This is a genomic window from Gluconacetobacter dulcium (genome assembly GCF_014174165.1).
GTDB classification, from domain to species: domain Bacteria; phylum Pseudomonadota; class Alphaproteobacteria; order Acetobacterales; family Acetobacteraceae; genus Gluconacetobacter; species Gluconacetobacter dulcium.
Genome location: NZ_JABEQN010000001.1, coordinates 343267 through 364192 on the forward strand (window position 1 = coordinate 343267; position 20926 = coordinate 364192).

11 protein-coding genes are annotated in these 20926 nt (G+C 66.2%); 9 read left to right on the forward strand and 2 right to left on the reverse strand.

Translation table 11 applies throughout. The annotated features are described in order from the left end of the window. The first annotated feature begins 46 nt into the window (after positions 1–46). From HLH25_RS01595 to HLH25_RS01620, 6 genes are all read left to right on the forward strand, one after another. On the forward strand, positions 47–1180 hold the full coding sequence (locus HLH25_RS01595; RefSeq protein ID WP_182972373.1) for a M24 family metallopeptidase: 1134 nt from the start codon (positions 47–49) through the stop codon (positions 1178–1180). Then, entirely contained in the window at positions 1170–2738 is a 1569-nt protein-coding gene (locus HLH25_RS01600) for a hydantoinase B/oxoprolinase family protein (RefSeq protein ID WP_182972374.1), read from the forward strand. Before HLH25_RS01595 ends, HLH25_RS01600 begins: the two co-directional genes overlap by 11 nt. 60 nt (positions 2739–2798) lie before the next feature. Then, positions 2799–5162: a TonB-dependent receptor gene (locus HLH25_RS01605; RefSeq protein WP_220791623.1), complete on the forward strand. Its 2364-nt coding sequence runs from the start codon at positions 2799–2801 to the stop codon at positions 5160–5162. Between the two features lie 106 nt (positions 5163–5268). After that, on the forward strand, positions 5269–6534 hold the full coding sequence (locus tag HLH25_RS01610) for a cytosine permease (protein WP_182972375.1): 1266 nt from the start codon (positions 5269–5271) through the stop codon (positions 6532–6534). An 81-nt stretch (positions 6535–6615) separates the two neighbouring features. Next, the gene (locus tag HLH25_RS01615) at positions 6616–11319 is read left to right on the forward strand and encodes an ATP-dependent helicase (RefSeq protein WP_182972376.1); all 4704 of its coding nucleotides are present in this window, start codon (positions 6616–6618) and stop codon (positions 11317–11319) included. A 110-nt stretch (positions 11320–11429) separates the two neighbouring features. Next, positions 11430–11813 carry a hypothetical protein gene (locus HLH25_RS01620; RefSeq protein ID WP_182972377.1) on the forward strand — a complete coding sequence of 128 codons (384 nt, stop codon included), beginning with the start codon at positions 11430–11432 and terminating at the stop codon, positions 11811–11813. A 228-nt stretch (positions 11814–12041) separates the two neighbouring features. Here the strand turns inward: HLH25_RS01620 and poxB are convergent, their stop codons facing one another. Both poxB and HLH25_RS01630 read right to left on the reverse strand, forming a co-directional pair. Next, the gene (gene poxB / locus HLH25_RS01625) at positions 12042–13778 is read right to left on the reverse strand and encodes a ubiquinone-dependent pyruvate dehydrogenase (RefSeq protein WP_182972378.1); all 1737 of its coding nucleotides are present in this window, start codon (positions 13776–13778) and stop codon (positions 12042–12044) included. Between the two features lie 215 nt (positions 13779–13993). Then, entirely contained in the window at positions 13994–14902 is a 909-nt protein-coding gene (locus HLH25_RS01630) for a LysR family transcriptional regulator (RefSeq protein WP_182972379.1), read from the reverse strand. 138 nt (positions 14903–15040) lie between these two features. Here HLH25_RS01630 and HLH25_RS01635 point away from each other — a divergent pair, with 138 nt between their 5' ends. The 3 genes from HLH25_RS01635 to HLH25_RS01645 are packed head-to-tail and all read left to right on the forward strand — an operon-like array spanning position 15041 to position 20911. Then, positions 15041–17614 carry a TonB-dependent receptor plug domain-containing protein gene (locus HLH25_RS01635; RefSeq protein WP_182972380.1) on the forward strand — a complete coding sequence of 858 codons (2574 nt, stop codon included), beginning with the start codon at positions 15041–15043 and terminating at the stop codon, positions 17612–17614. 40 nt (positions 17615–17654) lie between these two features. Next, a complete protein-coding gene (locus tag HLH25_RS01640) occupies positions 17655–19529 on the forward strand; it encodes an NAD(P)-binding protein (RefSeq protein ID WP_182972381.1) in 1875 nt (624 codons plus the stop codon). Continuing rightward, complete coding sequence (locus tag HLH25_RS01645; protein ID WP_182972382.1) at positions 19520–20911, forward strand: multicopper oxidase family protein; 1392 nt, start codon at positions 19520–19522, stop codon at positions 20909–20911. Before HLH25_RS01640 ends, HLH25_RS01645 begins: the two co-directional genes overlap by 10 nt. Positions 20912–20926 lie beyond the last annotated feature (15 nt).

Genomic DNA, 20926 nt, shown 5'->3' on the forward strand with positions numbered 1-20926 from the left:
ATGGACAGGTCCGGATGGCAGCCGGACGGCCAAAAGGTGGGTGACCATGCAATATATTACGATAAAGCAACGACTTGCGCGCCTCAGGCATCGCATGACGGATGACGGCGTGGACCTGCTGGTCCTGGGTCCGGGCACCTATGTCGAATGGCTGCTTGGCTTCCATCCCTATCCAGACGAGCGCCTGTCGCTGCTGCTGGTCGGGCGGCAGCAGGCCATGTTCGTCATGCCGGCACTCAACGCAGCGGACACGCAGGCGCGCAGCGATCTTCCCCTCGCCACCTGGACCGATGCGCAGGGACCGGCGCAGGCCCTGCAAACGGCCCTGGCGGCGACCTGCCCACCCGAGGTGCCGCTCCGCGTCGGCCTCGACGAGGCCATGCGCACCGATTTCGCCCTGGCCGTGCTCGACCGGCTGCCTGGTGCCAACGTGGTGATGGCCCGCGATGTCGCCGGCGCGGCGCGGATGCTGAAGGACGAGGAGGAATACAGGCTCCTCAAGGAGAATGCGGCGATCGCCGACCGTGCCATGCTGCACGCCCTGGCAACCATGCGTCCGGGCATGACCGAGGCGGAAGTGGCCGAAGGCATAGCCGGCGCCTTCGCCGCGGAAGGCGCGAAGGTCAAGTTCGCCGTCGTTGCCACCGGCCCGAACGGTGCCCTGCCCCACCACCATACGGGTGCCGCCGTGCTGTCGCCGGGCGATGCCGTCGTCATCGATATCGGCGCTCGCCGCGATGGCTATTGCAGCGACATCACCCGCATGGCCGTGCTGGAGCACGAGCCGGAAGGCTACGCGGAGATCCACGCGATCGTAGAGGCCGCCGTGCAGGCGGCGCTGAAGGCCGCGCGCCCCGGCGCCACGGCATCCTCGGTCGACCGTGCCGCGCGCGGGGTGATCGAACAGGCGGGCTACGGGCCGTATTTCGTCCACCGTACCGGCCATGGCCTGGGCATGGAAGGGCACGAGGCCCCCTTCATCACCGAAACATCCGAAACAATTCTCGAAGCCGGCATGGTGTTTTCCATCGAGCCTGGAATCTATCTGCCAGGCCGTTTCGGCATCCGCCTGGAGGAAATCGTCTTCCTGCGCGATGACGGGCCGGAAATCCTCTCCGACCTGCCTCGCACCCTTTCCGTGATCCCGCCCCACGGCCAGGACCAGACCGATGACCGCTGACACGATCACGCGCACCGTCATCCAGTCCGTCATCGCCTCCGCGGCCGAGGAGATGTTCGCCATCCTGAAGAAGACGGCAATGAGTCCCGTCATCTACGAGGTGCTGGATGTCGGCACCGGCATCACCGATGCCGACGGCAATCTTCTCAGTTCCGGCGCAGGCATTCCCACCTTCGTCGGTGTCCTGGACAAGAGCGTGAAATGGATTCTGTCCGTCCATCCGCGCGACAGCCTGCGCGAAGGCGACATGTTCGTGACGAACGACCCCTATCACGGCGGCGTCACGCATCTGAACGATGTCGTCGTGGCGCTGCCGGTGTTCGCCGACGGGCAGTTGATCGCCTGGACCGCCTCCATCGCCCACTGGAACGATATCGGCGGCCTGGTCATCGGGTCCATGTCGACCGACGCGACCGAGATCTTCCAGGAAGGTCTGCGCCTTCCCGCCGTGCGCCTGTGCGCGGCGGGAAGGCAGTTGGATGCGGTGTTCGACATCATCGCGGCCAACAGCCGCCTGCCCGATTTCGTCCGGGGCGACCTGTGGGCCCAGATCGCCGCGTCCCGCCTGGCCGCGCGCAGGCTGGTCGACATGGTCGGCCTGTATGGGCAGGCAGCCTATCGCGACGCCGTCGACCATCTGTTCGCGGAAGGGGAAGCCCGCGTCCGGTCCGGCCTGGCCGCACTTCCCCACGGCACGTTCTCGCTGACCGAGACCCGCGATGACGGCACCCCCTGGTCGGTCACCGTCACGATCACCGCCGAGCGGATGACCGTCGACCTGCGCGATGCACCGGACCAGCGTGCGGCCCCGTACAACACCACGCGCGACGGCGCGGTCATCGCCGCGCAGATGATCCTGAAGGCCCTGGCCGACCCGACGCCCGCCGCCAACGCGGGCTCGTTCCGGCCACTGGAGGTCCTCACGCGCCCCGGCACGATCTTCCACGCGGACGGCACCGCCCCGCATGGCTATTATTTCGAGATCCGGATCGGGCTGTACGACCTGCTGTGGCACTGCATCGCGCAGGCCATGCCCGATCGCCTGCCCGCGGGTCATTTCAGTTCGATCTGCGGCACCGTCGTCGCCGGACTCCACCCGGATACCGGCCGGCGTTTCACAATGGTGGAACCGCAGATGGGAGGATGGGGAGCGACCGCGGAACGGGAAGGCGAAACCGCGCTCTATTCCGCATGCCATGGCGAGACATTCAACTGTCCCGCCGAAATTGTCGAAAGCCGCTACGGCCTCGATGTCCTCTACCGCCGCCTGAACCCGGCCCCGGCATCCACCGGACGGCATCCCGGCGGCCAGGGGCTGTCGATGTGCTACGGCGTCCGGGCAAAAGCCATCCTGTCGGCAGGCTATAGCCGAACGCGCCAGCCGGCATGGGGATCGGCCGGCGGGGGGCCGGGCGGCACGAACCGCCTCGCCATCACACACGCCGACGGCCGCACGGAAAACCACGCCTTCGTGTCCGGCCTGTCGCTCCAGCCCGGCGACAGGATCGAAATCGGCACGGCGAACGGCGGGGCATGGGGAGCCGGCGCGGGCGGCTGACCGCGCCAGGACACAACAACACACCGCGTCACGACATCACGCGGATATCAGGTGGAAATCATGAGAAAGCACATATCGAAAAAGCAGGTCATTCTGGCGTCCGTCTTCTCGCTCGGGCTGATGCCCGCGGGCGTGGAAAACGCATTCGCCGCGGTCGACACCGCCAGCGACCCCCCGACCAAGCGACAGGGGCAGACCGGCAAGCCTGCCGCTACCCCGACGGCAAAGGCGAAGGCAGACAGCACCCAGGCCGCCGTGGCGGCACCCATGGCGGCGCCGGCACAGCCGGCCGCTCCGCAGTCCGAAGCCATCGTCGTCACCGGCCTGTCGCGCCAGCAGAAACTGCAATCCGCCCCCGTTTCGGCCACCGTCTTCACGGCGACCAATATCAAGGATGCGCATATTCAAGGTGTGAGCGACTTCATCGCCCTGACCCCGAACGTCTCCATCACCCAGGCGCAGCAGGCCGGCGTGTCCTTCATCACCATTCGCGGCATCACCCAGGTCCGCAACGGCCAGAGCCCGGTCGCGGTGATCGTGGACGGCGTGCAGCAGATGGATTCCCGCCAGTTCACGCAGGATCTCTACGATGTCGGCCAGATCGAGGTGCTGCGCGGCCCGCAGGGCGACCTGTGGGGGCGCAACGCCATCGGCGGCGCCATCGTCATCAATACGCGCCAGCCGACGAACACGTTCTACGCCCATGCCGACGCCCAGTTCGGCAATGGCGCCGATTACCGGGGCAAGATTTCCTTCGCCGGCCCGATCGTGAAAGACCGCCTGTTCTACGATGTCAATTTCAGCGAACACTCCTTCGGCGGCCTGCTGGAAAACGTCTACCTCAACAAGACCGTCGATCGCTCCAACGAATATACCGGCCGTGGCCACATCAAGGCCGTCATCACCGACGACCTGACCGCCGACTTCCGCGTCGGTTTCGACGAAACACAGGGCGGCGCCAACAACTATCACTACCAATCCGCAAAATACGACCCGAGCCGCCCCTGCTTCCTGGACCCGACGGACCCGTTCGGCGGCCCCGCGCCGGATGCGAACAGGGTCAGCCGCACCTTCTGCGCGAACAACCGGGGCGACAACCAGCGCGACATCCGCAATGCGTCGTTCCGCCTGGTCTATACGCAGCCCTTCGCGACCTTCTCCAACACGCTGGGCTGGGTGAAGATCAACGAATATATCGGCACGGACCAGTTCCCCTACACCGCAACGCGCGGTTCGGGCTATGACGGCACGCAGACCCAGTGGGCACAGAATACCTCGTGGGAAGACGAATTCCGCGTCACGTCACGCTCCGATCGCCGTTTCCGCTGGATGGGCGGCGGCTATTTCCTCGACACGCGCGACTATCTGGCCTCCACCACCGGGGCGGACACCGGCAAAGGCATCGCCCGTATCAGCACCTCGCCGCTTTACGGATACGCGCCCAACCAAACGCTGACCTATTTCGGCAACTCGGACCACAACCAGGACTTCGCGCTGTTCGGCCATCTGTCCTATGATATCCTCAAGAACCTGACAGCGGAATTCGGCTACCGGTACGATTGGAATTCTCTGAACCAGTATGTGAATCCTGAAAGCAGCGGCGGCGTGCCCGCCGGCTGCACCATGTCGGGCGGGTCCTGCCGGCGCACGCGCTGGTTCAAGCAGGGGCAGCCCAAGGGCACGCTGACCTATCACGTCAACCCGAACCTGACCTTCTTCGTCGATTACGGCATCGGTTTCCGCAGCGGGCAGTTCAACCAGAACGGCACGGCGGAAGCCGCGCACCTGCCGGGCGTCTACAATACCGTAAAGCCCGAGGTGGCGAACACGGTCGAAGCCGGCTTCAAGAGCCAGTGGTTCCATAATCGCCTGACTCTGAACGGCTCCTTCTTCGACACGCGCGACCGCAACTCGTTCTACTTCCTGTTCGTCGGCTCGGTCGGCGCGCAGATCCTCGTCAACATCAACAAGATCCACCTGACGGGCGGCGAACTGGAGGCGAAATACGCCATCCTTCCCGGCCTGGATGTGTTCGCCAACGGCGGCTACACCCACAGCTCGATCACCAAATACACGTTCGACCGCGCCGACCAGGGCAACTGGGCACCCTATATTCCCGAATTCACCGCCAATATCGGCGTGCAGTATCACCATGCCTTCAACCGCTGGCTCGGCTTCTTCGGCCGCTTCGATGTCGAGGCCAAGGGCAAGCAGTATTGGGACCCGGAAAACGCGACACCGCGCAACGCCTTCAATCTCTATAACCTGCAGGTCGGCGTCGAAAGCCCCAACCGGAAATGGTCCGCCACTTTCTATGTCAACAACCTGACCGACACCCGCTACAACGCCGAGTACGTCTCCGGCGGCTTCGCCCAGCCGGCCGAGCCCCGCATGCTGGGGGGCGAGATCCAGTACACCTACTGATCGTCCACGGGGAGCCGTGCGGCCTCACCGCACGGCTCCCCGGCTTTCGATGCTGTCTGGCAGGCCGACCTTTCAAACAGCCTCTTTCTTCATGCAGGAGACGCGCATGCACGCGACGCACGACGAACATACCGCCAACGCCGTGCCCGAGGCCGAACGCGGCTCGGCATGGCGGATCTTCTTCATCGTCGCGGGTACGCAATGCGGCCTGCCCGGCTTCGTCCTCTCCGCGCGCATCCTCTCGGCCCTCGGCCTTCATGACGGCATCGCCGCGATCATCGCCAGCGCCCTGATGACGGCGCTGCTGGCCGCCTTCACCTCCTGGCTCGGCGCCGCCACGGGCATGAGCCTCTCCCTTCTGAGCACACGCATCTTCGGCCCTTACGGCGCCGTCATTGTCCGAACGGTCATCGGCGTCTCGCTGGTCGGATGGTTCGGGGCCACCATCGGGCTGCTGGGCAGCACGGCCGCGCCCGCACTCAGCGAGCAGTTCCATCTGCACATCTCCCCGCATCTGGTCTCGGCCCTCGCCGGCATCGGCATCGTCATCGGCACCTGCATGGGGGCGCGTGGTCTCGAACGGATCGGCCAGATCGTCATTCCCGTCGTGGCACTCGGGCTGATCGCCGGCATCGCGCGAACATGGCATGCCCTGCCGGCCGCCGCCCTGCACGGCGGCACCCACGCCCTGACCTTCGGAGGGGCCGTCTCGGCGATGATCGGCTCCTACGTCGTCGGCATCATCATCCAGCCCGATTACAGCCGCTTCGTGCGGTCGCCGAATGCCGCCGCCGGCGCCGTCGTGGCCGCGCTGGCGCTGGCCTATCCGGTCATCATGATCGCATCGGGCATCCCCTCCCTGGCTCTGGGGCGGCCCGACCTCGTCTCCGCCCTCGTCGCGCTGGGCTTCGGCATCCCCGCGCTGCTGGTGCTGGTTCTCAGCGCGTGGATCGACGCCTCGGCCTGCCTGTATTCGGGCAGCCTCGCCCTGGCAAACCTGCTCCAGGGCCGCCGCCTGTGGCCCTATGTGCTCGGCAGCGGCATCATCGGTGGCATTCTGGAACTTGGGGGCCTGACCGATGCCTATGTGCGCTTCCTGCTCCTGCTCGGCATCGTCCTGCCCCCGATCGCCGCCATCCTGATCGTGGACACCCTGATCGGCCTCCCGGCCAATGCCGGGCGGCCGGCGGCGGGCAGGCAGCATGTCGCGATCCTGGCCTGGATATGCGGCGGCATCGCCGGCGCCCTGTCCGAATGCGGCATGACGAGCCTGACGGCCATTCCCACCTTCGACGGGCTGCTGGTCTCGGCCTGCATCATGACGGTCGCCAGCCTCTACGGGCGTCTCACCGCATCCGATCCGGCCATTTGACCGCACGGCATCCCGCCCCCTTGGACGTCCGGAGGACAAAGGCCTATCGTCGGCAGGCAGACGAAACCGCGCCACGGAATAATGCCGCCGACCACCCCTCCGACCACCGACCCGCTGGCCGGGTTCACCCAGGCGACCCGCGCATGGTTCACCACCGCGTTCGCGTCGCCCACACCGGTACAGGCCGCAGCCTGGGCCGCCATCGGTGCCGGCGAGAACGCACTGGTCATCGCGCCCACCGGCTCCGGCAAGACCCTGGCCGCCTTCCTGCACGCGATCGACCGCCTGTTCCGCGAACGCGAACCAGACGCCACCAACACCCCGCCGGACACGAAGCCGGCCACACGCATCCTCTATATCTCGCCGATCAAGGCGCTCGGCGCCGACGTGCAGCGCAACCTCCGCCTCCCGCTCCACGGCGTCGAGGCGGAACGCACGCGGCGCGGCGACCCACCGGTCGCCCTCACGGTCGGCATGCGCACCGGCGACACACCGGCGACCGAACGCGCCGCCCTGCTGCGCCGCCCGCCCGACATCCTCATTACCACCCCGGAATCGCTCTATTTGATGCTCACGTCGAAAGCACGCGAGACATTACGGGGCGTGCAGGCGGTCATCCTCGACGAGGTCCACGCCGTGGCCGCCACCAAACGTGGCGCACACCTGGCCCTGAGCCTGGAACGGCTGGACGGCCTGCTGCCCACACCCGCGCAGCGGATCGGCCTGTCCGCGACCGTACGCCCGGCCGACCGGGTGGCGCAGTTCCTGGGCGGCGCCCACCCGGTCACCATCGTCAATCCCCCCGCCAGCCGCCGGCTCGACCTCACGATCGTGGTGCCGGTCGAGGACATGAGCAACCTCGCGGCCGCCGGCCAGCCCGGCGACGGGGACCGCAGCACACGGGCCGGCTCCATCTGGCCACATGTCGAGGCCAGCATTCTCGAAAGGGTCCTGAGCCAGAGCGCGACGATCGTCTTCACCAATTCACGCGGCCTGGCCGAAAAGCTCACGGCCCGCCTCAACGACCTCTACGCCGAACGCGTTACGCAAGACGCGCCGGACACCGGGCCACCCGTCCATTACGCCTCGGTCACCGGCAGCACGGAGAAGCGCACAACGGGCGCACCGCCGCTGATCGCGCGCGCGCACCACGGCTCGGTCTCCAAGGACCAGCGCCGCGAGATCGAAACCGCCCTCAAATCCGGCGACCTGCGCTGCGTCGTCGCAACATCGAGCCTGGAACTGGGCATCGACATGGGGCTGGTCGATCTGGTGATCCAGGTCGCCGCCCCACCCTCGGTGGCCAGCGGCCTGCAACGGGTCGGCCGCGCCGGCCACCAGGTCGGCGGCGCCTCGGCGGGTCTGGTCTACCCCCGCACCCGACGCGATCTGGTCGATGCGACAGTCACGGTCACCGCCATGCGCGCCGGCCGCATCGAGGCGATCGACCCACCCCGCAACCCGCTCGATATCCTGGCCCAGCAGACGGTGGCGGCCGTCGCCGTCGCGCCGCTCCAGGTCGAGGACTGGTACGCAACGGTGCGCCGCGCGGCCCCGTTCGCCACCCTCCCCCGCAGCGCGTTCGACGCCACGCTGGACATGCTGGCCGGCCGCTACCCCTCCGACGATTTCGCCAATTTCCGCCCCCGCCTGGTCTGGAACCGCGAAACCGGGCTCCTGACCCCACGCCCAGGCGCCCTGCACCTTGCCGTCACCAGCGGCAGCACCATCCCCGACCGGGGCAGTTTCACGGTCGTCCTGCCCGAAGGCGAGGAACGCGCCGGCTCACGCCGCGTCGGCGAACTCGACGAGGAAATGGTCTACGAATCCCGGGTCAACGACATCATCACCCTGGGCACCACCTCCTGGCGCATCGAGCAGATCACCAACGACCAGGTCATCGTAACGCCCGCACCGGGCCGCTCCGCCCGCCTGCCGTTCTGGCACGGCGACGGCCTACGGCGCCCCGCCGAACTGGGCGAAGCGATCGGCGCCTTCCTGGCCACACTCGATGCCGACACGCGCGACAAGGCCGAAGCCCGCCTGCGGGCATCCGGCCTCGACACGCACGCCACCACCAACCTCCTGGCGCTGCTCGACGCCCAGCGCACGGCAACCGGGTTCCTGCCGACCGACCGCACCCTGGTGGTCGAACGCTGCCGCGACGAAACCGGCGACTGGCGGGTCATCCTGCACAGCCCCTACGGCCGCCGCGTGCACGACCCATGGGCACTGGCCATCGCGGCGCGGGTGCGCCGCCGGTTCGGCATCGACCCGTCGGTGGTGGCCAGCGACGACGGCATCGTCGCCCGCCTGCCCGACACCGCCGGACAGGTACCGGGCGCGGACCTCTTCCTCTTCGACCCGGAAAAACTCCGTGGCATCGTCACCGACGCCGTGGACGGCTCGGCCCTGTTCGCCGCCCGCTTCCGCGAATGCGCCGCCCGCGCGCTGCTGCTGCCACGCCGCACCCCCGGCCACCGCTCCCCCCTGTGGCAACAGCGGCTGCGCGCCGGCCAGTTGCTGGAAATCGTGCGCGACCATCCCGATTTCCCGATCCTGATCGAAACGGCCCGCGAATGCCTGCGCGACGTGTACGACCTCGCCGCCCTCGACAGCCTGGCCCGCCGCCTCGCCGACGGCACAGTCCAGATCGTCGAGGTCACCACCGAGATCCCCTCGCCCTTCGCGGCCGATCTGCTGTTCGGCTACGTCGCGGAATTCATGTATGCGACGGACGCACCGATCGCCGAACGCCGCGCCTCGGTCCTGTCGCTGGATAGCGGCCTGCTGGCCGACCTTCTCGGCGAAGTCGATCTCGGCTCCCTGCTCGATCCCTCGATCACCGAGCAGGTCGAACGGGAATTGCAGCGCCTGACCCCAGCCTACCGCGCAAAGGGGCAGGAAGGCGTTGCCGACCTGCTGCGCGAACTTGGCCCGTTATCGGCACAGGAGGTCGCGCAACGCCTCGCGGAAGGCGACACGGAAGGCAACGCCGAAACCAGCCTCGCCGCCCTCGCCGCCGACCACCGCATCATCGCCATAACGATCGCCGGCCAACCACGCTGGGCCGCCATCGAGGACGCCGCCCGCCTGCGCGACGCGCTGGGGGTCACCCTCCCGCCCAACCTGCCCGACATCTTCCTCGCGCCCACCGCCGATCCACTCCGCGACCTGATCGCCCGCCATGCCCGCACCCATGGCCCCTTCACGACGCACGCGCTCGCCCTCCGGTTCGGCCTCGGCGTCTCGGTCGCCGACGCGGCGCTGGACCGGCTGCGCGACCAGGGCAAACTGCTCAAGGGCAATTTCGGCGTCGAACGCCGGCTGGAAACACAAGACGAAACCCCACCCACCCCCAACCCGCTGGCAACCCATGAGTGGGTCGCCGATGACGTATTCAAGCGCCTGCGCCTGCGCGCCCTGCACGCCGCGCGCGCGGCAACCCGCCCGGCGGGGCAGGATGCCTATACCCGCCTGCTGCTGGAACGCCACGCCCTGGCCACCGCCCCCGCCGGCCAGCACCCGCTCGCCGGCATCGACGGCGTCGCCAGGGTCATCGAGCAACTGGCCGGCGTCCCCCTGCCGGCCGCGTTGTGGGAGAACCAGATCCTGCGCGCCCGCATCGCCGACTACACCCCTGCGATGCTGGACGAACTGCTCAGCCACGGCACCGTCCTGTGGTGCGGCCATGCGACTCCCGGCAATGAGGACGGGCTGGTGTCCCTGCACCCAAGCGATTTCGCCGCCGAAACCCTGCCGCCTCCACCGGATGCCGACCGCATGGCGGCTCTCTCGCCGCTCCAGCGCGCCATCCTCGCCATTCTCGCCGATGGCGGCGCCTATTTCGCCCGCCAACTCGCCGCACTGGCCCCCGCCCGGCTGGCGGCGGAGCCGGACAGCGACTGGGCCAGCAACCCGATCCTGACGGCATCCGAACTCGATACGGCGTTATGGGAACTCGCCTGGACCGGCCACGTCACCACCGATAGCTGGTCGCCGCTGCGCGCCCGTTCCGGCACCCGCGCGACCCACCGCCCCCGCCCCATCCAGCGATCGCGGCCCCACCGGGCCCTGCACGGCGCCGCCTTCGCCCGCCCATCGGGCGCCGCCCCCACCCTGTCGGGCCGCTGGTCGCTGCTGCCCCGCGAAGCCGTCACCGACACCGCCCGCGCGCTCGCCTTGGCCGAGTGCCTTCTCGACCGCTACGGCATCGTCACCCGCGGCGCCACCATCGCGGAAGCGGTGCCCGGCGGCTTCCCCGCCCTCCAGCCGATTTTCCGCAGTATGGAAGATGCCGGCCAGATCCTGCGCGGCCGCTTCGTCGAAGGGCTGGGCGCCACGCAGTTCGCCGAACGCGCAACCATCGACCGCCTGCGCACGCATGCCGAGCACCCCACCACCGCTCCGCGCGCCATCGCGCTGTCGGCGGCCGACCCCGCCAATCCGTTCGGCACCGTCCTGCCCTGGCCGCCGCACCCGTCCACGACCCGTCCGACGCGCCGACCCGGCGCCTTCGTCGTCATCGCCGGCGATCGCCTGGCCTTCTACCTCACCCAGGGCGGCCGCACCCTGCTGACCTATCTCGATCCGGACGACCCCGCCCACACGGACCGGCTCACCACCGCCCTGTCCGCCCTCGCCGCCGCGCTGAAGCGCGAAAAGCACCTCATGTTCACGCTTGAGACGGTCAATGACCACCCCGTGCAGACAACGTCCCTCGACGCCGCCCTGCGCGCCCACGGCTTCTCGATGATGCCGAAAGGCCTCGGCTGGCATCCATAACGCGGCACATTCCAAGCCCGATTTCAGGCCCCCAACAGGCGCGGCTATCGACGCAGAGAGGAATACAATGCGCATCGAGAGGTCGAGGGTGAAGATCGTTCGATATCGGGATGCGCCACATCAGGCTCGCCGGCAAACAATCGAGCAATGGCGGAACAGAAAGCGGGCAGATCGTCCGGCCGGCGGGGTGCGACCAGCTTGCGGCCCCCCACCACCGCCCCACCGACCCGGCGCGCACCTTCGCATCCGTGCTCCGGTCCGGCGCCAGCTTCGCGGACTCGATCTCGAACATGTCGCTCAATGCCACCATCCGCACGAAATCGGCGGCGGAGGGGCTGACGCCGATCGGTGCATTGATCCCGGACTGCTCGCTAACCGATTGCGCATACAGCCCGCCACCACCCGAAAGCGCGACGAGAAGCGTAGCGTCACGCGAAAGCGCCAAAGCGCCACACACAATCCTGTTTTCAAAAATCCTATACACCAGTTTGTGAGAATCCGTTCTCACCCTGCCTTGCCCGTCAAAGGTTTTGGAAGGTTCCCTCTCCCGGCGCATTCTCAAACGGTTCTCCATGAATTTTCCTTTCAGGAAAAACAGAAAGACACCGCGTGCCCGAAAATGTCAGAAACCCGGCCAACGTCATCCGCCAGCCGGGTATCCCAAAAATTGCTGTCTCACAGGCTCCGGTCACAGGCCGCGCCCTCTGCCCGGACAATCCGTCTCAGCGTTTGAGCAGATTGGTCTTGGCGAGATCGAGGATTTCATCCCCGCGCCCGTTCATGATCGCCCGCAGGATATAGAGGCTGAATCCCTTCACCTGCTCGGCCTTGATCGTCGGCGGCAGGGAAAGTTCCTGCGTGGCAGTCACCACGTCCAGCAGCGCCGGCCCGTCATGCGCCATGATTTCGGCCACAGCCCCCGGCAGATCGCCCGGATCTTCCACCCGCATGGCATGGATGCCCATGGCCCGCGCCATCGCCGCGAAATCCGGATTCTTCAGGTCGACCCCGACATCGACAAACCCCGCCGCCTTCATCTCCAACGCCACGAAACCCAGCACGCCATTATTGAATATAACAATTTTCACCGGAAGCTTCTGCTGCGTCAGCGTGATCAGGTCCCCCATCAGCATGGTAAAGCCGCCATCGCCCGACAACGACACGACCTGCCGCCCCGGCTGCGCAGCCTGGATACCGATCGCATGCGCCATGGCATTGGCCATGGACCCATGCACCCACGACCCGACCAGACGGCGCCTGCCATTCATCTTGAGGTAACGGGCGGCCCAGATGGTCGGCGTGCCGACATCCGCCGTAAACACCGCATCGTCCGACGCCGCCTCGCTGACCAGTTTCGCGAGATACTGGGGATGGATCGGCCTCCGCCCCGGCGTACCGACCGCCAGATCGTCCAGCCCCTCGCGGGCCTTGGCATAAAGGCCCAGGCTGGTGTCCAGATGCGTCCGGTCCGCCTTCACCGTCAGCTTCGGCAGCAGCGCGGCGATCGTCGTCCCCACATCTCCGACCAGCCCCAGATCCAGCTTGCAGCGCCGCCCCAGATTCTCCGGCCGGATATCCACCTGCACGATCCGGACATCCGTAGGCAGAAACTGCTTGTACGGAAAATCGGTCCCAAGCATCAGCAGCAGGTCACATCCCTGCATCGCGGCATAACCCGACGAAAACCCGATAAAGCCCGTCATGCCGACATCATAGGGATTGTCGTATTCAACCCACTCCTTGCCACCGAGGGCATGTACGGTCGGGCTCTTCAGCGCCTCCGCCAGTTGCATGAGCGGCCCATGCGCCCCGGCACATCCCCGCCCGCAGAACAGGGTAATACGCGCGGCACCGTTCAGCATCTCCGCCAGCGCATCCAGTTCGGCCTCCGCCGGCAGCACGCGCGGCTGCGGCGGCAGCAACGCCCGCCGCGCGGCCGGCGCGCGCGCCGGCGCCGGCCGCAGCGCGACATCTCCCGGTATCACCACCACCGCCACGCCGCGCTGCCCCACGGCGGCCCGAATGGCATTTTCCAGCACATAGGGAAGCTGCGCGGGGTCGGAGACGAGTTCGCAATAATGGCTGCATTCGCGAAACAAGTTCTGCGGATGCGTTTCCTGGAAATACCCCCCGCCGATCTCGGCCGACGGAATCTGCGCCGCAATAGCCAGCACCGGCGTCCGGCTGCGATGCGCGTCGAACAGGCCGTTGATCAGATGCAGATTTCCCGGCCCGCACGACCCCGCGCAGACGGCCAGCCCGTTCGTCACCTGCGCTTCGCCGGCGGCCGCGAACGCCGCGACCTCCTCATGGCGCACATGCACCCACTCGATCGCGGGCCGCAGACGCAATGCCTCGGTCAGGCCATTGAGACTATCGCCAACAATGCCGTAAATCCGGCTTACACCGGCTTCGACAAGCGTATCGGCAATCAGGTCGGCAACAGTGCTGGAAGGCATCCAATTTCTCCAGAAATAGGGCGTACGGGTCAGAAGGAAGGTCGAACCATCCCCACGCAGCGCCACCCCTCACCCCCGGTCAGCGCACCAACACATGAACGGAACGCCATTGTCCCGGTTCCCTCATCCTGCCCCGGCACCCGCCCCGTTCTGCCGGCATGACGACGGAATCCGGCCTTTCCCAACCGGTCTCCATCCGTCTGCCGGCCCGGCCATCACGCCATGATCGCACGATTGATCAAAGCGATCTGGTCAGTGCAGAGCGCGGCCAGGCGCTTCGCGTCGTTACCCGGAGAAACCCCGGGCGGAACGATCACCTGCACGGGAAAGACGCATTCCACATCCAGTGGACGGATCGTCAATTGCTCACGATGCGCAAACGCGGTCACCACATCCACCACCGCCACGCCCAGCCCGTTCTGGACCATGGCACAGGCGCAGGCACTGTTCTGGGTTTCGACGAATGATGTCGCTTCCAGCCCGTTCTGGCTGAAATATTCCCCGATCGGATTGCCCAGGGCGAATTGCTGCGAAAAGAAGATCAACCGGTGCCGCACCAGATCCTTCACCCTGATCCGCCTTGCCCGCGTCAGCGGATGTCCATGCGGTGCCACCACGGCGGCATGAATCATCAGCGTGCGGTCGATCGTCACACTGCCCGTCCCCTGCACCGGCAGGGCGAAGCCGATATCCGCGCCATTGCTGCCGACCATATGATGCACGTCCAGCGAACTGAGCACTGACAGCGAGAAGCGCAGTTCCGGCCGCACGGCAATCCAGGACGGCAACGCACCGGGCAGCAGATGGGTACCGATCGCCGGCATGGCGGCAATCCGGATCTGCACCCCCTTTGCATGCCGCAGCCCGTTCAGCGTCACGTCCACATTGCGCATGGCGCCGAACAGGCCCTTCAGGTCCGCCATCAGCACATGGGCCGCATCGGTCGGCGCCAGCCGGCGGCGCGCGCGGTCGAACAGCGCAGTGCCGGTCTCGGCCTCCAGATGCCGGATCAGCTTGGTGATCGCAGGCTGCGACAGATGCATCATCCGCGCCGCCGCGCTGACCGACCCGGTCTGGCACACGGCCATGAAAGCACGAAGCTGGTGGAAACGTTGGGGCGTCATCGACTTCGCTACCTGTAGATATGAAAAGGCAAACAAAAAGAATTTGTAGTTATCATGACAGAGCCGTAACAGACAAATCAGAAATTCCCTCGTTTCCGTAACGAAGGCCATATTTCAGCACGCGGAGATCCAGAGACCATGTCTGTTCGGTCGTCCACTCGGGCAAAGCTTCTATTGTCCGCTTTCTTTTCGTTTTCGATGATCTCGTCCGTTTCCGCGGCACCCGGAAAGAACGCCGAGGCCGACCCGGACAGGACCGGCAACGGCAACGGCAGTCGCCACAATGTCGGCAGGCCGATGCCGAAGCCCGCGCCATCGGCATCGGCATCGGCATCGGCGCATAGTGTCAGCACCACGCCCCGCGGCATCCGTCCCCCGGCCGCCGCCGAACTCCCGCCCCCCCAGGAAGCCATCATCGTCACCGGCACCCATGCCGGAAACCGTCGGGTCTATGATTCCGTCAGCCCTATTTCCGTCATCTCGTCCCAGTCTCTCAAGCAGACGGGCCAGGTCAATCTGATCGACGCCATCGTCAGGCTGGACCCGTCGATCACGGCACAACAGGTCGGCAAGGGGGGCGCCAGCCTGGCCTCGACCCTCCGGATGCGCGGCCTGAGCCCCAACGAGGTCCTGGTGCTGGTCGACGGAAAGCGGCGCCATACCACCGCCACCATCAGCACCTCCTCCGGCCCGGAAAAAGGCTCAAGCGGCGTCGACATCAACATGATTCCCACCAACGCCGTCGACCATATCGAGGTGTTGCGTGACGGCGCGGCCGCCATGTACGGGTCCGACGCGATTGCCGGCGTCATCAATATCGTTCTCAAGAAAAGGGCCACCGGTTTCTCAGCCAGCGCCCAGACGGGAGCGAACGCCTATAACGGCGACGGCTGGCAGACCCAGATCAATCTCGGCTACGGCCTGACATTCGGCAATACCGGTTATTTCCGCATCGACGGCCAGTACACGCACGCCGATCACATGGTCCCCCCGACCTACGATGTCGGCGCAAAGACCTATCATTTTCCGCCATCCAGCAACCACATCACCAGCACGCCCGAGGAAACGCGCGGCAACATCGCCCTGTCCTTCGGCGCCGATCTCACCGAAGGCATCCAGGGATACGGCAATATTCTCTACACCCATCGCCACAACGAAGCGTACGAGAACTACCGCTACCCCAACGCCCTGCCGGGTCTCTACCCCTACGGCTACTCCCCGGTCGAGACGAATGACGAGAACGACTATTCGGCCACCCTGGGCCTGAAGGGCCACAATCTCTTCGGCTGGACATGGGATCTCAGCACCACCTATGGCGCCGACAACAGCCGCATCGGCACCATCAATACTGCCAACGTGGACCTCTACCAGCATACCGGCTCCACCCCCACGAGCATGATGGATACCAAGTACAATCTTGCACAATGGACCAATAATTTCGACGTCAAGAAAGATTTCAACATCGCGCATACGGTTCCCGTCACCGTAGCGGCCGGCGCGGAACACCGGCTCGAAACCTATCAGCTATGGGCAGGCGACGTCGCATCCTACGAACGCGGCGGCGCACAGGGTTACGGCGGTCTCATGCCTTCGAATGCAGGCAAATGGAGCCGCGATATCTGGGCCGCCTATCTCGATGGCGATTTCCACTTCACGAAGAAATGGGAAGTCGATTTCGCCGGCCGGTTCGAACATTATACCGACGGATCGGGCAACACCGAGACGGGAAAAGTCTCCACGCGCTATAACTTCAGCAGAAGAATCGCCATTCGCGGCACCTTCAGCAACGGCTTCGAAGCCCCCTCCCTGCTGCAGGAGCATTTCAGTTCCACCAATACATCGGTGACCAGCGCCTCGGCGCTGCTGTCTCCCAACAGCCCCGGCGGCAGGTATCTCGGCGGCCAGGCCCTCAAGCCCGAGCGCTCCACCAGCGCGGAAGGCGGCATCGTCATCGAGCCGATCGACCGGCTGCATGTTTCAGCCGATGTCTACCAGATCAATATTCGCGACCGTATCTATGTCGGTGGCTCCACCTACGGGCAGACGGCGGCTCAGGCAATCACCCTCTCGGGCGCGGAACTGCCGACGACCGTCTCCCCGCAGCAGGTCAGTGCGCTTTACTTCGCCAATGTCGGCAGCACCAGAACCCAGGGCCTGGATATCCGCTCCGATTATTCATACGTCTCCCGGCGCTTCGGAACCTTCACCCCCTCCCTGTCTCTCAGCCTCACCCGTACCCGTCTCCAGCACATCAACACCGATGCCAACGGCACCCCCTACCTGAACGAACAGACATCGGCCTTTCTGACCACCACGTCGCCCCGCAGCAAGATCATCCTCCAGTTGCACTGGACCTATCACAACTGGGACGCCACGATCCGGCAGACCCGGTATGGCGAAACGTCCGATATGCTGACCTACCAGGACCAGACGCCCGCCGGCGCCACCTGCAAGGGGCAGCCCCTGGCCTATTCGAATGTCTGCTGGTCCAAATTCACCAATACGCCGGCATGGCTGACCGATCTCGAAGTCGGCTACCGCCCGCTTCCCGATCTGCATATCGCCTTCGGTGCAAACAATATCTTCAATGTCCGGCCCAGAAAGGTACCGCTGGACGTCAATTACCGCGGCGCCAGCCCCTACGACCTGAACGCCTCGGGGATTTCCTTCACCGGCGGCTACTACTACGGCCGCATCGACCTGACGCTTTAAAAAAACACGAATATAAAACAGACGTTCAGAAGGAAACGATATGGGAAACGGCAGCAGTGAGGATCGCCGTCTGGGCATGGGGGGTGGCACCACGCGGCGAGACTTCCTGAACGGCAGATCCCGCCCGGTGGGGGGCTGCCCGGTCGCGGGGCACGATCCCGGTGGCATCGACGATTTTTCCGGTTATGGCGGCGTCGGAGATTATGCCGGCGCCAACGGCAACACATTGCCGGTGCTGACGGCGGCACACCGCGTGCGCGATGGATTGCACGCCGCCCTGTCCGCCGCCCCGCTCCCTGGCGAGGAAGTCGAATCCTACGACCTGGTGATCGTCGGCAGCGGCCTGACCGGCCTGATGGCGGCAAAGGAATATCAGGCACGGACCGGCGGCACCCGGCGCTGCCTGATCCTCGACAACCACCCGATCTTCGGCGGCGAAGCCCGGCAGAACGAATTCATGGTCGAAGGCACCCGCCTGCTCGGGCCGCAGGGATCGAACGATTTCCTGGCCCCGAAACCCGATGCCGACACGCCGATCGGCACCCTGTTTCGCGAATGCGGCATCCCTTACGATTTCGCCGTGCAGAACTGGGACGCATCGCTGAAGAAACTGCGCTTCTCTTTCGACAATTATTCAAACATGGACGGCTTCAACGAAAAACAGGTCGATGTCGCCTATCGTTTCCAGACCAGGGACGGCGCCCGACATCCCTACTGGGCCGAAAATATCTGGCAGGACGATCTGGCGCGCACCCCCTTCCCGCCCGAAGTCCGGCAGAGCCTCCTGCGCTGGCGACGGGGCGAGGGCACCGTCCACGCCGACGATCCAAAGGCCCTCGATCAGGTCGATTACCGCACCTATCTGGAAAAGATGTGCGGCTACCGGCCCGAAGTGACGGCATTCCACCAGCCGGTCGTGGGCCTGCTGGGCGGCGTCAGCGCCGATGCGATCTCCGCACGCTACGGCATGCATCTGGTCTCGCATTCCAATCGCCTGACCTACTCCTTCCCCGGTGGCAACGCGCTGCTGGGGCGTTATCTTGCCGGCCAGCTGATCCCGGGCCTGTTCCCCGGCGGCATGTCGTTCTCCGCCATGCAATGGGGCCGCATCGACCCGACCCGGCTGGATGCGGACGGTCCGGTCCGCATCCGTCAGAACGCCACGGTGGTTTCGGTCAGCCATCGCGGCGGCGACCCGGCATCGGGCATCGTCGACGTGGCCTATGCCCGCGCCGGCTGCACACGCCACGTCCGCGCGCGCGCCGTCATCATGGCAACAGGCGGCTGGATCACCAAGCATGTGGTACGCGACCTGCCGGCCGATATCCGCGCCGCCTACGACCGGTTCTGCTACGCGCCCGCCCTGGTGGCAAACGTGGCGCTCAGGAACTGGCGTTTCCTCTACCGGCTGAATGCAACGGCGGCCCGCTGGATGGATGACGGCACGATGTTCGGCTTCTGCGCCAATATCCGCCAGTCGATCGTCACGCCGGACTATGATCCGCCGCTGCACCCAGACCGGCCGGCGCTGCTGACCTTCTATATGGGCCTCTACACGCCCGGCCTGAGCGCATGGGAACAGGGCGCGCGCGGCCGGATGCGCCTGCTGTCGACCAGCTACGCGGAATACGAGCGCATCATCCGGGCCCAGATGGCGGCGATGTTCGCCGATGCCGGGTTCGACCCGGCACGTGACATCGACGGCATCATCCTCAATCGCTGGGGCCACGCCCGGGTCATCCAGACACCGGGTTTCTATTACGGTCTTGGCGGTCAGCCTCCGGGGCGCGAAATCGTAGCGCGCGGCTTCGGCCGCATCGCCATCGCCCATGCCGAACTCAACGGCGCACAGAACTATACCGGCGCCTTCCAGCACGGAATCCGCGCCGGCCGGGAGGTCGCATCATGGCAGTGAATGAGATTCCCCCCGTCACGCGGCGCCAGGCGCTGCTGGCTGGCGGTGCGGCGGGGCTTCTCCTGCGTCCGGGCACCAGCCACGCCGCACCGTCCCCCGCTTCGCTCCCCGTCCGCCCCACCACGCTGCACATCGCTCCCACCACGGTCGAACTGGCACCGGGCATCACCCGGCGGGTGCTGGCCTATAACGGCCAGGTCCCAGGTCCGGTACTGCGCCTGCCCGAAGGCCGGCCGGCCTGGATTCGCGTGACGAACGGCAGCGACGCACCGGAACTGGTCCATTGGCACGGCCTGGATGTCGGCGCCGTGCCCGACGGCGCGACCGAGGAAGGCTCGTCGATCATCCAGCCGGGCGGCACGCTGGACTACCGCTTCGTGCCCCCCCGCTCCGGCACGCGCTGGTATCATACGCACACCATGGCGATGATGGATTTCTCACGCGCCCTGTATAGCGGCCAGTTCGGCTTCCTGATCGTCGAACCGCGCCGCGATCCCGGCCGTTACGACCGCGAAGTGCTGCTGGCAGCCCATCACTGGGATGCCGACCTGCCCGATATGCCCCGGTCGCCCGAAGAATGCGCCACGCCGCGCTACCGCTACGCCACCTTCAACGGCCGGTTGATGCAGGCGGCCGAGCCGATACGCGTGCGGCAGGGCGAGCGGGTGCTGTTCCGCTTCCTCAATGCCAGCGCGACCGAGACCGTTTCCCTGGCCCTGCCGGGCCACGCCTTCACCGTGGTCGCACTGGACGGCAATCCGGTCGCCAATCCCGCGCCGGTATCGGTCATCACACTGGGCGTCGCCGAGCGGGTGGATGCCATTGTCCATATGAACCGCCCGGGCTGCTGGGTGCTGGGCCCGACCGACCCCATACAGCAGACCACCGGCCTCGGACGGGTCATCGAATACGCCGGCAGAAGCGGATCACCCGTCTGGACCCCACCCCCGGCGTCCGACTGGGATTACGCCCTGTTCGGCGGCACCGCCGCCCCCCCGGTCGAAGAGCTGCGTCTGGACGGCATCTTCCCGATGCTGTTCGAACGGCGGCCGATGCCGGACGGAATGGAGGGCTGGACGATCAACGGCCGCTCCTATGCCGACCTTCCGCCACTCCATGTCCGCGCGGGCGGGCGCTATCTGTTTCGCTGGATCAATCTCAGCGGCTGCGCGCATCCGCTCCACCTGCACCGGCATAACTTCACCGTCCTGCGTCATGGCATGCGCCGGATCGGCCCGATCGAGAAGGACACCGTCCAGATCGGACGTTTCGATACGATCGACGCCCTGTTCACCGCAGACAACCCTGGGGACACGCTGTTCCACTGCCATCACCAGATGCACATGGACTACGGATTCATGCAGATGCTCCGCTACACCTGACCTCCGGGAAGGCGC

Excerpts from the sequence above, each read along its gene's own strand:
- HLH25_RS01595 (WP_182972373.1), top strand. The coding sequence starts at position 47 with ATGCAATATATTACGATAAAGCAACGACTTGCGCGCCTCAGGCATCGC.
- HLH25_RS01600 (WP_182972374.1), top strand. The coding sequence starts at position 1,170 with ATGACCGCTGACACGATCACGCGCACCGTCATCCAGTCCGTCATCGCC.
- HLH25_RS01605 (WP_220791623.1), top strand. The coding sequence starts at position 2,799 with ATGAGAAAGCACATATCGAAAAAGCAGGTCATTCTGGCGTCCGTCTTC.
- HLH25_RS01610 (WP_182972375.1), top strand. The coding sequence starts at position 5,269 with ATGCACGCGACGCACGACGAACATACCGCCAACGCCGTGCCCGAGGCC.
- HLH25_RS01615 (WP_182972376.1), top strand. The coding sequence starts at position 6,616 with ATGCCGCCGACCACCCCTCCGACCACCGACCCGCTGGCCGGGTTCACC.
- HLH25_RS01620 (WP_182972377.1), top strand. The coding sequence starts at position 11,430 with ATGCGCCACATCAGGCTCGCCGGCAAACAATCGAGCAATGGCGGAACA.
- poxB (WP_182972378.1), bottom strand. The coding sequence starts at position 13,778 with ATGCCTTCCAGCACTGTTGCCGACCTGATTGCCGATACGCTTGTCGAA.
- HLH25_RS01630 (WP_182972379.1), bottom strand. The coding sequence starts at position 14,902 with ATGACGCCCCAACGTTTCCACCAGCTTCGTGCTTTCATGGCCGTGTGC.
- HLH25_RS01635 (WP_182972380.1), top strand. The coding sequence starts at position 15,041 with ATGTCTGTTCGGTCGTCCACTCGGGCAAAGCTTCTATTGTCCGCTTTC.
- HLH25_RS01640 (WP_182972381.1), top strand. The coding sequence starts at position 17,655 with ATGGGAAACGGCAGCAGTGAGGATCGCCGTCTGGGCATGGGGGGTGGC.
- HLH25_RS01645 (WP_182972382.1), top strand. The coding sequence starts at position 19,520 with ATGGCAGTGAATGAGATTCCCCCCGTCACGCGGCGCCAGGCGCTGCTG.